At 39.4% G+C, this 16,024-nt stretch carries 11 protein-coding genes and 1 pseudogene; 8 read left to right on the top strand and 4 right to left on the bottom strand.

Annotated elements, in window-relative coordinates:
• The 3 genes and pseudogenes from AAEY93_RS19575 to AAEY93_RS19565 all read right to left on the bottom strand — a co-directional run.
• A pseudogene (locus tag AAEY93_RS19575) lies at window positions 1-341 on the bottom strand (hypothetical protein); the annotation flags it as partial.
• A gap of 109 nt (window positions 342-450) precedes the next feature.
• Entirely contained in the window at window positions 451-4,764 is a 4,314-nt protein-coding gene (locus AAEY93_RS19570; RefSeq protein WP_351079255.1) for an EAL domain-containing protein, read from the bottom strand.
• A gap of 280 nt (window positions 4,765-5,044) precedes the next feature.
• On the bottom strand, window positions 5,045-7,834 hold the full coding sequence (locus AAEY93_RS19565; protein ID WP_124013621.1) for an insulinase family protein: 2,790 nt from the start codon (window positions 7,832-7,834) through the stop codon (window positions 5,045-5,047).
• A gap of 188 nt (window positions 7,835-8,022) precedes the next feature.
• On the opposite strand from AAEY93_RS19565, the gene sixA reads away from it, so the two are divergent.
• On the top strand, window positions 8,023-8,496 hold the full coding sequence (sixA, locus tag AAEY93_RS19560; RefSeq protein ID WP_101030247.1) for a phosphohistidine phosphatase SixA: 474 nt from the start codon (window positions 8,023-8,025) through the stop codon (window positions 8,494-8,496).
• Between the two features lie 88 nt (window positions 8,497-8,584).
• On the opposite strand, the gene smrB is transcribed toward sixA, so the two are convergent.
• Window positions 8,585-9,112: an endonuclease SmrB gene (gene smrB / locus AAEY93_RS19555; protein ID WP_101030248.1), complete on the bottom strand. Its 528-nt coding sequence runs from the start codon at window positions 9,110-9,112 to the stop codon at window positions 8,585-8,587.
• Window positions 9,113-9,191: 79 nt separating this feature from the next.
• On the opposite strand from smrB, the gene prmB reads away from it, so the two are divergent.
• The 7 genes from prmB (at window position 9,192) to AAEY93_RS19520 (ending at window position 15,293) form a co-directional block, all read left to right on the top strand.
• Window positions 9,192-10,136 (top strand): 50S ribosomal protein L3 N(5)-glutamine methyltransferase, encoded by a 945-nt coding sequence (prmB, locus tag AAEY93_RS19550; protein ID WP_124013620.1) that lies wholly within the window; start codon window positions 9,192-9,194, stop codon window positions 10,134-10,136.
• A 68-nt stretch (window positions 10,137-10,204) separates the two neighbouring features.
• On the top strand, window positions 10,205-11,299 hold the full coding sequence (gene aroC, locus AAEY93_RS19545) for a chorismate synthase (RefSeq protein ID WP_124013619.1): 1,095 nt from the start codon (window positions 10,205-10,207) through the stop codon (window positions 11,297-11,299).
• On the top strand, window positions 11,299-12,480 hold the full coding sequence (locus AAEY93_RS19540; protein ID WP_351079249.1) for an MFS transporter: 1,182 nt from the start codon (window positions 11,299-11,301) through the stop codon (window positions 12,478-12,480). Before aroC ends, AAEY93_RS19540 begins: the two co-directional genes overlap by 1 nt.
• A gap of 36 nt (window positions 12,481-12,516) precedes the next feature.
• Window positions 12,517-13,653 carry an ATP-NAD kinase family protein gene (locus tag AAEY93_RS19535; protein WP_335688996.1) on the top strand — a complete coding sequence of 379 codons (1,137 nt, stop codon included), beginning with the start codon at window positions 12,517-12,519 and terminating at the stop codon, window positions 13,651-13,653.
• 3 nt (window positions 13,654-13,656) lie between these two features.
• Window positions 13,657-13,935, top strand: a complete 279-nt coding sequence (locus tag AAEY93_RS19530; protein WP_101030253.1) for a YfcL family protein — start codon at window positions 13,657-13,659, stop codon at window positions 13,933-13,935.
• Between the two features lie 22 nt (window positions 13,936-13,957).
• Window positions 13,958-14,497 carry an RNA methyltransferase gene (locus AAEY93_RS19525; protein ID WP_124013616.1) on the top strand — a complete coding sequence of 180 codons (540 nt, stop codon included), beginning with the start codon at window positions 13,958-13,960 and terminating at the stop codon, window positions 14,495-14,497.
• Window positions 14,498-14,921: 424 nt separating this feature from the next.
• Window positions 14,922-15,293, top strand: a complete 372-nt coding sequence (locus AAEY93_RS19520; RefSeq protein WP_124013615.1) for a rhodanese-like domain-containing protein — start codon at window positions 14,922-14,924, stop codon at window positions 15,291-15,293.
• Window positions 15,294-16,024 lie beyond the last annotated feature (731 nt).

Here is a 16,024-nt window from a genome sequence, read left to right as displayed (position 1 = left end):
TTGATGGCTGGAATACCGGCGGTTTGGGTGTCTAGCACCTTGATGGCTGGAATACCGGCGGTTTGCGTGTCTAGCACCTTGATGGCAGGAATACCGGCGGTTTGCGTGTCTAGCACCTTGATGGCAGGAATACCGGCGGTTTGCGTGTCTAGCACCTTGATGGCAGGAATACCGGCGGTTTGCGTGTCTAGCACTTTGATGGCAGGAATACCGGCGGTTTGAGTGTCTATAACCTTGATGGCTGGAATACCGACGGTTTGCGTTTCAATTCCATTTACCATAGCAACACTACTGATAGATAATGCCGATAAAACTGCTACTGTAATTATTCCTTTAATCATTTTAATCTCTCTTATATTTAGTAATTCAAGCTCAGGGTTAAATAACAATATTATTTTTACAACTGAACTTAGAATTGCATTTGTCATGCCAAATATATGAGGAGATGATTTATTTTTTCATTAACCTACCGTTTAGAGTGTCAAATTTGAGTTTGTCTGCAGTGAGCATTAACTCAAAGTCTGCTTCTTTGATAGGCTTACTGTATATATATCCCTGAATTTCTTCACAGTTAAGTGCTTTTAAAATGTTGAGTTGTGAGGTTTGTTCTACACCTTCACCAACGACCGTCAACCCCATATTATGGGCAATGGTAATAATAGAATCGACCATCTTGAGGTCTCGGTCTGATTTATCAATATCATCAACAAAGGTTTTATCAATTTTTAAACAGTTGATAGGGAATCGTTTTAAATATGACAAAGAAGAGTAACCGGTACCAAAATCGTCAAGAGCGAGGCTAATGCCCATTTTTGCCAATTGTTGCATCACTTTAATGGCTTGCTCTGGGTTTTTGATAACAGTGCTTTCAGTGATTTCCAGTTCTAAGTGTTCAGCCGGTAGTTTTGTGAGGCGTAAAATAGACTCTATGCGTAATAGTAAATCAGGAAGTGCAAATTGTTTTGATGACAAATTGACTGCAACGCGACCACTAAATAGTCCTAGTTCCAACCATTTCTGCGCAGCAAAACAGGCTTTTCGCATTACAACATCACCAATTTCAACTATTAGGCCGTTTTCTTCAGCAAGGGGAATAAATTCGTTCGGTCCTATCAGGCCTAATTTAGGGTGATTTAATCTCACTAACGCTTCCATTCCAGTGAGGCGATCTTTTTTTACATCGACTTTAGGTTGGTAATAGACTTCAAATAAATCATCTTTTAGTGCTTCCCGAATTAAACTTTCGATTTCCAGTTGGCGTAAAGCATTTTGGTTTAATGATTCTGAATAGAACTGATAGCGGTTACCACCCCCTGACTTAGCGTGATACATGGCGATATCCGCTTTACGCAATAAGGCTTGCTCATTTTGCTCATCTTCAGGATAAAGCACAATGCCGATACTAATACCTAATACTAGTGAGTCATTATTAACAGTGAAGGCGGGTTTTAGACAGTTAATGACTTGGGTAGCGATGGCGGCACAAGAACCTATATCTGGGAGTTGATCGACGAGTAAAGCAAATTCATCACCTCCGAGACGGTATAAGCTGGCATGTTTTGGAATGGTTGACTGAATTCGCTCAGCAACACCGATCAATAAATCATCACCAATTTGATGGCCTAAAGAATCATTGATACGCTTAAAGTTATCTAAATCGAGTACCATTAAGGTGTGATGAATGTCTTTTTTGACTAAGTTGCTTAAGGTCACTTGTAAACTAGAACGATTAGGCAGCCCGGTAAGTAAGTCATTATTAGTCAGTTTTCTGAGCTCTTCTTCTTGCTGTTTACGGCGGGTAATATCGGAAAACACGCCAACGTAATGACTTGTTTCGCCTTGCTCATTGTATATGGCGTCGATTGTCAGCTCGATTAAGAAGAAACCGTCTTTACCTTTACTTGCTTCAATTTCACCGCTCCAACGACCTTGTTGCTTTAGTAAATTTCTTATTTGTTCAGAATAACTTGCTGGATAGCGAGTGAAATTGAGTATTTCATGGACAAACTTCTCTTTTGTAGAGGCTGTTAGTTCACAACAGGCATTATTGACTTCAACAAATTGATACTTCTCATCGAGAATAAACATCCCTTCAGAGATATTCTCAATTGCTCTAGCGAACAAGCGTAATTGCTCTTCTGCTTGTTTAATATTATTGATATCTTTAATGGTGCCCGTCATCCGTAGCGGCTGATCTTTTTGATCGCGTTCAACTATTTTGGCTCTGTCTAATATCCATATCCATTGCTGGTTACGCGCTTTAACACGATAAGCAATTTCAAAATGGTCGGTTATCGCATTAAAATGATCATTTAACGCTTTGGTGACTCTATCTCTATCGAGAGGGTGGATATTACTTTCTTCGTCAGCATTACCCGAGCGACGACCATCTTGAGGGAAGTCTAAAGAACCCCAAATGTTAGAACGGTAGATTTTGCCACTTTCAATATCCCAGTCCCACATTTCATCGCCACTACCCCATAAAGACAGCTTTAACCGCTCTTCACTCTGGGCTATTTGTTTCTGAATTTCACGGCGACGAATTATAATCTTAAAAGAGATGATAATTAAAGCTAATATAAATAGTCCGTATACTAATTTGGCTTCCAGAGATAACCACCAAGGTGGGGTTACTAATATTTTTATACTCTTAATATCTGTTTTTCTACCAGATAGTCTATTTTGAGCATATAACTTAAAGGTATATTTATCAGCTGATAAATTTGTATAAGTTACATTGTTATTTCCCTTTGTAGATAACCAATTTCTTTCTAGGCCTTCTAAGTAATAAAAAAATTCGAAATCATTATTATTTTTCCCTAGAACATTAAATTTAATTGTAAATGGATAGTCTGAGTGTTTTAGTATGATTTGATCTAAATTATTTATTGGTTTTTTGAGGATTTTTGAACCAACGCGGACTGGGGTGTTAAATAAAAGGAAATCAGACAGTTTTATAGTGGATATAGAATTTTCTGATATTGCAGATAATATTTTTTTAGGCTCTACTAAACTAAGACCTTCACCCCCCCCAAATAATACTGACTTATTCAGTGTTAGTAATGATTGGGTGTTGTAATCTTTTAATACACCATTTTCAACGCTAAGTGTGTGAGTGATATTTGTATTAGTATCAATTATATAAACTTCTCTATTTGAAGATGCGACCATTATATTATCTACAAAAGCTATTGAGTATATTACTTTTTTTCTATTGAATATTATTTTCGGTTTGCTAAAGATATTTTTATCTGTAGAATAAATAGAACTTCGAGTGCCAAAATATACTTTATTGTTTTTAACCGCGATATTAAACACAATGTCTTCATTAAAAACTTCGGTTATTTTATTATTTTCCCATATAAGTAGCCCTGCTTGTGATGCAATCCATAATTTAGAGTCAATCTTAACCATATCATAGATTGGGTAACTGAATTTAGTATTTATTTCTTCAATAACCTCACCCGTTATCGATAAAACTTGCACTTCACCTTTGAAGTTTGAACTATAGAATTGGTCTAGATCTTTGTTATATTTAATGCTGACAATTAACTCATTGTTTAGTTTTCTTTCTTTTCCATTTTCAATATTTATTAAATATAGTCCAGACTTAGTGCCAACAAAAGCTTTTTTGTTTATCACTAATATTGATTTTGGCCCATATGGCAATGATGTTTTAATCGTCTTCTTTAAAACTATACTTTTGTCATATACATATATTTTATTTCCGTCATTAACTAGGAAAATATCATCTTTATATTCTGAAATCGACCATATGTTATTTGGAATGTCTTTGATTTTTTTTACTAAGTTGTTTTCTGGTGATATCTTTATGAATCCATCATTATAATTGGATATGTAAAGGTTTCCCCCATTGGCTGATATGAAAGATTTAATGAACTTTTCACCCTCAACTTGAAGTTCTCCTAATGATGTCCATGTTATTTTATTATTGTTTTTTTTAAGACTAAATATTTTGTTTTCGTACAATCCTATGACATTGTTCATATTAGTATAATCGATGGATAAATCTATAAGCTTTAATTTAGATATTTTTTTAATTTTTTCATTAATAATATATATGCCTTGATCTGTTGCGGCAATTACATTGTTCTTAAATATTATAATATCGTTAGATTTGCTTATTATTTTTTTTGTAGTATTCGTATTATTTGTAAAAACACTACCTTCATAGTTTCTAATGTAAAAAATACCATTAAACTTTAAGATGTTTTTTATTTCTTTTAGATTGTCATCTTCAAAAATTAAATACTGATTATTGCTTTCTTCATAGGTCACAAATTTACCATTTAAACCAATGAAAATTTTATCATCTTGTTTTGATATTGACCAAATGGCTTGATCACCAATTTGAGTAGAAATACTGTTTCTACTGAATGACTCTGTTTCTTTATCAAATTGAACGAGACCTTTATCCGTCCCAACTAACAGCACGCCATTATCATCTATAAGCAAATTGCGGATAAAAGAACTGGGGAGAGACTTTGCATCGTCACCAGCATAGAACTGTTTAAACTCGTTACCATCAAAACGGTTTAAGCCATTGATGGTACCAACCCAAACGTAGCCCTCTTTGTCTTCTACAATGGCGGTAACGGTATCTTGTGATAAACCATCGGCAACACCATAATTGGTATGATTGAGTAGAATATCAAAATTTGATTCGGTGTTGTCAGCTTCAATGGCTGTTACGCCAAAGCTACAAATAAAATAAACACAGATTAACAATAAAATTTTAGGCATAATTTTTATACTTATTCTCTTTCGATGCCGCAAAGAAGTTGATGAATTGTCTACTTTTTCAGAAACCTGAGCCTTTGTCAAAAGCATGTTAACAAAAAAGGTGTGATTGATAGGATATTACCTAACAATTACGATAGCATTGTCTAAAAGTCGTTTTTTAATCAATAGCTTATGGGTTATTAACGTTTTATTTAGTATTTTGCACCGTTAATATTGGTAGCGACTATTTTGTAACCGTAATCGCAGTCTCTTTTCTGAACTTTTCTGCCGTAGACATTTACTAAAACTGAAATTTATCCGTCTGTTGTTTAAACGTTTTTAAGTCTACAATCATATTATTTGAACGCAGGCTCGCTTGACTGTGATGTTGTTTACCGCTGTTAAACAGGACTAAGCGGTCACAATCTTTACTGCGCATGTGAGCCACCATAAACTTAATCAAATCTGCTCTTGTGAGCTTTTCTACTTCAGCCACGACCATCTCACGTTGATTAAATTCATAATCGCGGTTTCCTAAGCTCACCCAATAGCGTTGGCTGCGTGTTTTTAGGTTAGTATCGTGTTCCATTATTTGACCTATCATGCCTCGTTTAGTGCTTTCCCATTGTTGATTGGTTATTTGCATCACGGCATAATTAAAGTCGGCGATGAACTCATCTATGGCTTCGAGTAGTTGTCTTGGACCTGTAGTGGGGGATTGAACATAGAAAATCATCCCTGGATGTCGGTTTAATGGCAAGTAGCCTGTTCCTACCATGTAGCCTAATTGTTGTTTAGTGCGTAACTCATGGAAAAAGGTTGATGACATTGTATGGTTTAGTAGGCTAAATAATGCCATACGATCAGGTGTTGCCATACGAGACTGATAGTAAACAATAATCGCGCTATCTTGGTGAACCATGGTTTTTTCGCGAAGCAATGAGCCTCTTTTATCGAGATTGATAAGTTCGCGAGATGCTTCAGCGCTTGGCTTTGTTACCAAAGATAATAAATGCTGCAAACGCTTGGCGAGTAGCTGAGCTTCTTCAACCAGCCAATCCCCGTAAACTAATCCTTCAAGATAAATCTTTTTGTAAAATGCGCTAACATGATTATGCAAATCATCAAGGGTCAGTAGCGTGAGTTGTTCAGCCATTGTTGTCGGTTCAAAACTGCTTTTTTGTAGCGTGACCGTTAAGCTGGTAAATAATTGTGATATTGGCTTGGCTTGAGCAACATTATTCCAACTGCGTAATATCTGTTTTTTAATCATGTTAAAGCGCTGCTCGGTAAAATTTCGCTCGCGTGCTTTTTTGATTATTAAGGTTAATAGCTTTTCTTGGTTACCAGTAAAGCCGGTTAAATGGAGGGTAATACCGCCTTGGTGGGGGTAGATATTGTAGTTAAGGCCAGCAACCTCTGCTTGATATGTTGGTTCTGTCAGGTAATCGATAAGCATTTCGACGTACAGTCTTGTTAATGCTGCCTGTCTTGGCGTTGAGCTAGCTTGATCGGAATCTAATGATAAGTATAAATGCCCTTTAGGGACATTGAACTCATCATCTTTTTTATGCCAAATACGGTAACCTTCACCTTCAGCAACAATAGTGGGTACTGGGGTATTACTTTTGTTTGCTCGAGCTTGTGGATCCGAGACAATAAACGGATTTTTTTCAGGTAGTTTAAGATCTTCTCTTATTGAAACCGCAGACCATTTTTTTATTTGTTGAGCTTGTAATGGCCTAACTTGGTAAGGGGTGTCGTACCATTGGGCTTGATTATCGACCTGAGACTCTTTTGCTACCGTGAGGAGACGCATATTGGTCGCCGACATCAATGAAAGGAGGTATTTTGTTTCATCCTCAAGCATCTCATCCATGCGATAGTCGCCATAAATAATGTTTTCAATATCGTAATGGTGCATGTTGATGCTGAGATGACTCGCTAAATCCAAGGTTTTGATCTGTTCTTGGAAACGAAAGGCAGTATCAAGCAGATTGGCTCGTTCTTGGTAACGCCATGCTTGAACACCTTGTTGCTTTATCAGTTCGATATATTCAAAGACACAAGAGACCACTTCATTTAGTTCAGTAAATCCCTTGTCGGTTAGCTGTATGCTGATCGAATAATCTTTGAAATTGTAGCCATTTATGCCACCGCCAGCAGATAAATGGTTGGCTAATCCGTGTCCTTTTAAATAAGACAATAAACTCCCCGGACTTTCATTACCGAGTAAGTGGCTAATAAAGGTGAGGGGTTTACGTTTATAAAATTGGTCTATCTCTGGGAGTGAAAAGCAAATACTGAGTCGTTTTTGATCTTTCAACGGTACAATTTGTATATGTGTTTGTTGCTGAGCCTCGGTTATCAGTGCTTCAGAAGGATAGTGTTTACTTACATTTCTATTGAGTATTTTTGAAAAATATTGTCTAACGATGGTGTCGAGTTCTGCGATAGGACGAGGCGCTACAACGCACAACGTCATAATATTAGCACTGTAATGTTGCTGATAAAAAGCCAGCAGTTCATCCCGAATGTCTGCTTGTTTACCTGCTAATGTCGCTTGGTTACCCACAGAGAATTTTGAAAACGGATGTTTTGGGTTAACGGTTTCTTTTTGAACTTGGTAGACTCGACGAATGTCATCTTTTAATTTTAAACTAAACTCCGATTCTATTGCCTGCCTTTCTCTATCAACTAACTCTAAATCAAACTTGGGAGCAATGAAAAATTGACTAAATCGGTCTAACGAACCTTCTAAAGCTTCTGCATTAATGCTATAAAAAAAGTTAGTTTGTTCTGTGCCTGTCCACGCATTATTGTTTCCACCATGTTGATTAATATAAGCATGGTATTCACCTGAGTCTGGATATTTTTCTGTGCCTAAAAACAACATATGCTCAAGAAAATGCGCCATACCAGGCCGTTCAACGGGATCGTCAAAATGACCAACACTGACAGCCATTGACGCTGCAGCTTGATTCGATTGCATATCTTCAACCAATAATACTCGAAGTTGATTGTCTAACACTCGATATTGGTACTGACGATGATCATTTTGGCTTTTATAAACTGCTGGAAATTCAGGCAAGAGGAGACTCCAGAAAAGATAACTTGTTATATATTGATCTTGTTATTACTTTTTAGCAAATTACCTTGGCTTGTTTTATTCGATTATCGACTAAAGTTTATCGAAATAAGCTCAATTCTAGGTTTGTTGTTGCGCTGATTAACGCTACAATTGGCTAAGAATGATAATAAAAACATCACGAGAGAAGTATGCAGCTATTTTTGATGCGCCATGGTGAAGCGGGTTTTGATGCACCGTCAGACAGGGAACGAAAGTTAACTGATATTGGCCGTATTCACACAGGTTTTATGGCTAATTGGTTAGCAAAACAGGTTAGCCATTTTGATTTGGTTATTGTGAGTCCTTATTTACGTGCACAACAAACATGGCAAGAAGTCAGTAAACACCTATCCGATCCCCGTAAGTGGTTAGTGCTTGATGATGTCACTCCCTCTGGAGATGCCAAAATGACTGTTGATATTGTGCTTGCTTATGCAGAGCAATATAAAGCGGATAATGTATTGGTTATTGCACATATGCCTATTTTAGGCTTTATGGTTAGTGAACTTGTGGCAGGTATTGAGCCACCGTTGTTTGCTACGTCTGCGGTGGCTCACATTGACATGCATGGCCAGCACTCTAGTTTTGTGGCTATGACTGCACCACATCAAGTTATTGTGTAATGGCAATATTGGTTGTAATCATGTGTACTCATAAAAAGGTAAGTCAGCACTTACCTTTACTAACACTTTTTGCGCTTATTACCTCGAATTAACGTCGGTGAGGTTGCTCACCAATATCAATTAATACCAATAACGCTGCATCGCCACCCCATTCTTTTGGCGCTTGATGGAATGCTTTTACGTTTGGATGTTGCGCTAACCACATTGGTGTTTGCTGCTTTAAAATCCCCATACCATAGCCGTGCATGACACAACAACATATTGTGCTTTGCTTAACGCATGCCTGGATAAGTGCTGCTAATTCAAGTTTGGCTTCAGCTTGACGCATCCCGTGTAAATCAAGCAGTAGGTCAGGTGAATAGTCACCACGTCTTAAACGTTTTAATTCAAGCTTATCTGTGTTGGCATTAATCCAACGCATAGGACCATTAATCGGCAGAAGCGGCTGATATGTATCCGAAAAATAACTGTCAACATGGATCTGACGTTCTTTTATTTCGAACTGTTGTTTGGGTTTGACAGGCTGTTTAAAGTAGTGGGTATCTTGTTTTAGTGGTTTGATACCATCGATTAATGTACTAAACAGCGATAAGTCTACATAATTATTGTCTTTCATCGGCGTATTGTATTGAATTTTAGGTCATCTTAATAGACATCAGTTACAATAGCTGAGAAGAATTTTTAAGGAGTGTGTTTTGGATAAGATCTTTGTAGATGAAGCTGTCACTGAGTTACGTACCATAGCTGATATGTTGCGTTGGGCTGTCAGTCGTTTTAATGATGCTAACATTTATTATGGCCACGGAACGGATAATGCCTGGGACGAAGCGATTGCATTGGTTTTTGATGCTTTACATTTACCCGAAGAAATCGGCCAGCAGGTTATTTTAAGTAATTTAACCAGTAGCGAAAAACACAAAATCGTTGAATTGATTATTCGCCGTGTACGTGAACGTTTACCGGTTCCGTATTTGACCAATAAAGCCAATTTTGCCGGACTCGAATTTTATGTTGATGAGCGCGTACTTGTACCACGCTCACCGATAGCAGAAATGATCAATTATAAATTTAGCCCTTGGTTATATAATAAACCTGTTAATCGCATTATGGATTTATGTACCGGCAGTGCTTGTATTGCCATTGCTTGTGCCTATGCGTTTGAAGATGCTGAAGTTGACGCCTTAGATATTAGTGAAGATGCACTTGAAGTGGCCCAGATTAATGTTGAGTCTTTGGGTGTGTTAGAACGTGTTTTCCCGATTCAATCCGATTTATTTTCGGCGATCCCCAAAGGTCCTCATTATGATTTAATTGTATCTAACCCTCCATATGTTGATGCTGAAGATATTGGCGATATGCCTCAAGAGTATCATCATGAACCCGCGATTGGGTTAGCGTCTGGTAATGATGGCTTAGATTTAACCAAACGCATTTTGGCGAATGCGGCAGATTATTTGACCGAAACCGGTTTACTTGTGGTTGAGGTGGGTAATTCAATGGTGCATTTGATTGAGCAATATCCTGATATGCCGTTTACTTGGGTTGATTTTGAATTTGGCGGTGATGGTGTGTTTGTATTAACTCGTGATCAGCTAGTTGAAAATGAAACACTTTTCGCCATCTACAAAGATGGTGAATAATCGCGATAACATTAGCGACAAGAATAGCACTCAATAAAGTGAATAATTAATAGAGGTAGTTAACGCGCATGTCAGGAAATAGTATTGGCCAAAACTTTGTTGTGACAACATTTGGTGAAAGCCATGGTGTTGCTCTAGGTTGTATCATTGATGGTTGTCCTCCAGGGCTTGAGTTAACTGTTGAAGATATGCAACATGATTTAGACCGTCGTCGTCCTGGCACGTCACGCTACACTACTGCCCGGCGTGAAGCTGATGAAGTGAGAATTCTGTCAGGCGTCTTTGAAGGTAAAACGACTGGCACCTCTATTGGTTTGTTGATTGAGAATACCGATCAACGCAGCCAAGACTATTCCGACATAAAAGACACTTTTCGTCCTGGTCATGCTGATTATACCTATCAGCAAAAGTATGGCATGCGTGATTACCGTGGCGGTGGTCGCTCGTCTGCGCGTGAAACCGCAATGCGCGTTGCTGCCGGTGCGGTTGCTAAAAAATACCTTAAACAAGTTCATGGCATTGAAATCCACGGCTATCTTGCTCAATTAGGGCCAATTTGCGCCGAGACCATCGATTTAACTCAAATTGAACAAAATGCATTTTTCTTTCCTGATGCCAGTAAATTAGAAGCATTGGACGAGTATATGCGTGGTTTACGTAAATCTGGTGATTCGATTGGTGCCAAGATAACTGTGGTGGCAACTGGCGTACCTGTGGGGTTAGGTGAACCAGTATTTGATCGCCTCGATGCTGACATTGCCCATGCACTAATGGGCATTAATGCAGTGAAGGGCGTTGAAGTGGGTGATGGCTTTGGGGTTGTCACTCAAAAAGGCTCTGAAGGTCGCGACTTAATGTCACCACAAGGATTTGCGTCGAACCATGCTGGCGGAGTTCTGGGGGGGATTTCATCCGGTCAACCTGTTGTGGCTCATATTGCGCTAAAGCCGACCTCAAGCATTAGTGTGCCTGGTCAAAGCATGACAGTACAAGGTGAAACGATTGAGATGATCACCAAAGGTCGTCATGATCCTTGTGTCGGAATTCGTGCCGTACCCATTGCTGAAGCGATGCTTGCTATCGTGTTAATGGATCACTTATTAAGACATCGTGCTCAAAACCACGATGTGACCAGACAAACGCCCGTTATCGGAATGCGCTAATGTCCTCAGTTAAATGCCCTGAGCCGGATTTACGCTGGCTCAGGGCTTGTTATTTCTTTTTCTTTTCTATTCTTGGCATCATGGTCCCCTATTTGGGGGTTTTCTTTGACAGTCGAGGCTTCAATGCCCAAGAGATAGGTTTTTTGTTGGCGATATTAATGGCTACTCGCATTGTCGCACCTAATGTGTGGGCGGCGGTTGCTGATCGAACTGGCATGCGTTCAGAACTGATTAAATTAGGTTCTTGTGCCGCGGCGATCACCTATATCAGTTTTTTCTTTGATGGCAGCTTTGTCTATTTAGCGATTAGTCTGGCGATATACACGTTTTTTTGGAATGCGATTTTAGCTCAGCTAGAAGTGATTACCTTAGAAACGCTAGGTGACAAAGCTGAGCGTTATGGCGCTATTCGCAGTTGGGGCAGTGTGGGTTATATCGTGTTGGTGATCAGTGGTGGTCTTGCCATTGATTATTGGGGCCCTGAAGTGTTGCCTTATATGGGCATGATATTGTTTTTAGGTTTGTTTGCGTGTTCGTTACCTTTGCCTGCTAACCGCAGCGTTGTCGTCAATAAGTCCGAACGACCTAAGCTTAAGCTTGATGCCTCATTAGTGTGGTTTATGTTGTCTGCAATGTTACTCCAGATGAGTGTCGGACCATTTTATGGCTTTTTTGTATTGTATCTAAAACAGGTTGGCTACTCTGAGACCATCGCTGGTTTGCTGGTTGCCTTAGGCGTTCTAGCCGAAATCGTTATCTTTTTTTATTCATCTCGCCTTATTCGCCAATACGGTATCCGAGTATTACTCGTGGTGAGTATTTTACTGACGGTTATTCGTTGGTTACTGTTAGCCTTTGGCGTTGAATACGTTTCATTATTGATAATCAGCCAATTATTGCATGCATTTACCTTTGGTTTAGTGCATGCGGCCTCAATCCATTTTATTCATCGACACTTTAATGTCAGTCACCGGAGCACAGGGCAAGCATTATATGCCAGTGTCAGTTTTGGTGTGGGCGGTGCACTAGGCACATGGATAAGTGGCATGATTTGGGGGGATGGTAGTCAAATTATGTGGGTTTGGATATTTGCAGCAAGTTGTGCTTTTTTATCAATGCTTGCGGTTATGATGATCCCAAATATCAATGGCGAAGCATCCGCAAACGCACCACAAAGTTAATCTAAAATAGTGTTGTCGCAACAGCAAGGAGTCGACGTGAAACGTTTTCGTTTAGGGGTAATTATTAATCCACTGGCAGGATTAGGTGGGAGTGTCGGTTTAAAAGGCTCTGATGGTGTTGCTAATGATGCCATTGCCAAAGGAGCCATACCTAAAGCGCAGCAGCGGATGCAACAAGCCTTAGCGGTAGTGTTACCTTTTGCTGACACGATTGATATTATCACTGCATCGGGCGACATGGGTGCAGATTTGTGTCGTCAAATGGGGTTTCAAACAAATGCGGTGTATACCTGTAGTGCAACGACATCTTCGCTAGATACTCAGCAAGCGGTAACTTATTTACTTGAACAACAGTTGGATTTACTGCTTTTTGCGGGGGGGGATGGCACTGCTCGCGATATTTCTGCCGTGGTTGAAGACAAGCTACCTGTATTAGGCGTTCCTGCCGGAGTCAAAATTCATTCAGGTGTTTATGGCATTACGCCTCATGCTTCAGGGCTCGTGGTGAGCATGTTGTTAAAAGGTGAGTTAGTCAGTTTAATGTCAGCCGATGTAATGGATATTGATGAAGTTGCGTTTAGGCAAGGCACTGTCAGAGCCAAACGCTTTGGCGAAATGATGGTTCCTGCTGAGCCTAGATATATTCAAGCGGTAAAAATGGGTGGCAAAGAAGTCGATGAACTCGTGTTAGCTGATATTGCCGCTGACATTATCGAGTCTATGGAAGATGAGCTTTATATCATGGGTTCAGGTAGTACCGTTGCGGCGGTTATGGAAGACTTAGGCATTGATAATACCTTGTTGGGTGTCGATGTCATTCAACATAAAGCGCTAATTGCCAGCGATGTTACTGCTAAGCAATTACTTGAACTCACAAATGATACAGAATCTTGTCCTGCTAAATTGGTGATAACCTTAATTGGTGGTCAAGGTCACATATTGGGCCGCGGTAACCAACAATTATCGCCAGAATTAATAAAACGCATAGGAAAAGACAATATTTTAATCTTAGCCACAAAAACTAAGCTTAAAGCACTTGAAGGCAGGCCATTAATTGTGGATAGTGGCGACCCTGAATTAGACAAAGCACTCACAGGCTATTACAAAATAGTCACTGGCTACCATGATTACGTGATGTACCAGGTTGCCAACCCAGATTTAGTGGAGAACTAAACCATGTTAGAACTGTACGATGCCGCATTAGAGTCTTGGATGGAAGACAGTGTTAGCAATAGCGACGATGATGCATTATTTGCGTGTGGTTATTTACAAGGTCACATAGCGGTAGTATTAGCCGAATTAGAAGTGGAAACAGAACAAGATCTACCAGCTCTGGATCTCAAGTTGGTTAAATGCTTAGCCTTGGCAAATGAAGAGTTAGAAGAACACGATTTTTCATTAGTAGAAGCTGCATGGCTGCAATTACGTCAACGTATTGTGGTTCAAGCGGCATAACCGGAAAAGATTAATCTGCTTTATGGAAAATATTCAAACGAGAGTGACAATTGGATTAGTTAATCCTAAAACCCCAGTCAATGTCGGTGGCATCATGCGTGCTGCAGGCTGTTATCGGGTCGATAATGTTTGCTATACCGGTAAACGTTACGAATTGGCCGCTAAGTCGGGTGATGCTCAATACGATGTGGACACTAAAGATGCTGCAAAGCGCATTCCTTTGGTCGGCGTCGAGTCATTACTCGATAGCGTGCCTGACGGAGCAACGATTGTGTGTGTTGATCTCGTCGTTGGGGCAACGCCATTGCCTTTATTTACTCATCCCGAAAATGCATTTTATATTTTTGGTCCAGAAGATGGCACTATTCCTCAGCAATTGATTGATGCAGCAACAGCGGTAGTTTACGTACCAACCGTTGGCTGCATGAATTTAGCTGCATCAGTGAATGTACTGCTTTATGATCGCCTTGCAAAAATGACCCAAATGGATGCTGGTGATGAGCTGATTAGACAAAGCCGCGATAATAACAATCGTACCAAAGTGAAGCATTGGTTAAAGTAATTTTCCTGAGAATACAATAAATGCCGGATGAGAAATCATCCGGCATTTTTATTTAAGCGTTTTAAGGTAAAAATTCACTGACACTGAGGGCTACCAAGTCACATAGACAAAGCGGCGGTGTTAATTGGCCTTGTTAATTAATTGTCATGATATTAAGCGCAATAGCATAAACATGCCAAATAGAAGCTTGAGAATGAGGTTATTTGCTAATGTTAGTTTTTTAGACGTGGTTTAAATGTGGAACATTCATTGATAAAAGCTTGAATTATGAACTTAAGTGGTAGAAGTTGTGTAGGAAGACAAGCGTCGAAGTGCCCTTAAATGCGAATAGTGAGGTTTGTGCTAAAGGTCAAGTAACCGTCATTAGATTGATGACTTCGTAAGACTTAATGGTTCAGAATGAAGCCTTTTTAGGAATATATAGATGTCGATATTAACGAGTTTATCTCAGTGGTTACCGTTTGGAAATATGCCAGAAATGAACGCCGAAGAGGTGTATAAGCGTCTTAAGACAAATGATATTCAGATTGTAGATGTTCGAACGAAAATGGAATGGAATAAGTCACATATCGAAGGCTCGTTAAATCTGCCCATAACAAAGCTTTCAATTGACACTATAAAACAGCTTGATCTATCACAAGAGATAACCACCGTCGTGATATGTCTATCAGCCCATCGTAGCATCCCAGGCGTTAGAAAACTTAACCAGTTCGGGTTTGAGGATGTTTATCAACTTGAGGGAGGAATGCTTAGCTGGTGGCAGTCAAAGTTGCCAACATCAACTATGACACATTAGGGCAGAGAGACTAAGTATGACGTTAATATTTTTGCATTGTTCAGGCTGTACTCGTGTTGTCTGGTTCTAACGAGTCTTTAAGGCGTATGAATGCGATCGAAAAATTCAGCTGATGATTTTGTAACAAACTAATAATCAGGTTCGTTTAATTGCACTCAACCGTCCTTCATAGTGTCACCCAGATCGATTGATATGCTTGAAGCACTTTCAGTTGTGCTATAGGAGGCGGAAAGTGAAACTATTGTTCGGATAATTGTCCTTGCCAGAGGTTATGAATAGCTGAGCCCAGCGAGTGACTGCTTTATTTAGCAATGGACATGGGTAAATGCATTAATTTAAGTTTGATGGGGTAACACTAGGAAGTTTTAAAGAGAGGAATAACAATAAAAATGGTTGCGGGAGTAGGACTTGATGAAAAACTACAACCTTCGACTCTTTATTTATAAAAGCTGAGCCCGACGATCTAGCAATTGTTCCATTATGCATCTGACAACGCTATAAATTATTTTAATTCTATTGACTAAAGAAATGGTTGCGGGAGTAGGACTTGAACCTACGACCTTCGACTCTTTATTTATAAAAAGCTGAGCCCGACGAATCATCAATTTCTAGAACCGCGTCCTATAAGACTAGACGTTTAATATTCTTATTACTAAGAAATGGTTGCGGGAGTAGGACTTGAACCTACGACCTTCGGGTTATGAGCCCGACGAGCTACCAACTGCTCCATC

It is taken from the genome of Shewanella sp. CAL98-MNA-CIBAN-0140 (assembly GCF_040309905.1).
In the GTDB taxonomy this organism is placed as follows: domain Bacteria; phylum Pseudomonadota; class Gammaproteobacteria; order Enterobacterales; family Shewanellaceae; genus Shewanella; species Shewanella psychromarinicola.
This window is presented reverse-complemented; position numbering and strand designations above follow the sequence as displayed.

Bases quoted from the DNA above. Each gene is read 5' to 3' on its own strand.
- AAEY93_RS19570 (WP_351079255.1), bottom strand. From the start codon at position 4,764: ATGCCTAAAATTTTATTGTTAATCTGTGTTTATTTTATTTGTAGCTTT.
- smrB (WP_101030248.1), bottom strand. From the start codon at position 9,112: ATGAAAGACAATAATTATGTAGACTTATCGCTGTTTAGTACATTAATC.
- AAEY93_RS19540 (WP_351079249.1), top strand. From the start codon at position 11,299: ATGTCCTCAGTTAAATGCCCTGAGCCGGATTTACGCTGGCTCAGGGCT.
- sixA (WP_101030247.1), top strand. From the start codon at position 8,023: ATGCAGCTATTTTTGATGCGCCATGGTGAAGCGGGTTTTGATGCACCG.
- aroC (WP_124013619.1), top strand. From the start codon at position 10,205: ATGTCAGGAAATAGTATTGGCCAAAACTTTGTTGTGACAACATTTGGT.
- AAEY93_RS19525 (WP_124013616.1), top strand. From the start codon at position 13,958: ATGGAAAATATTCAAACGAGAGTGACAATTGGATTAGTTAATCCTAAA.
- AAEY93_RS19530 (WP_101030253.1), top strand. From the start codon at position 13,657: ATGTTAGAACTGTACGATGCCGCATTAGAGTCTTGGATGGAAGACAGT.
- AAEY93_RS19520 (WP_124013615.1), top strand. From the start codon at position 14,922: ATGTCGATATTAACGAGTTTATCTCAGTGGTTACCGTTTGGAAATATG.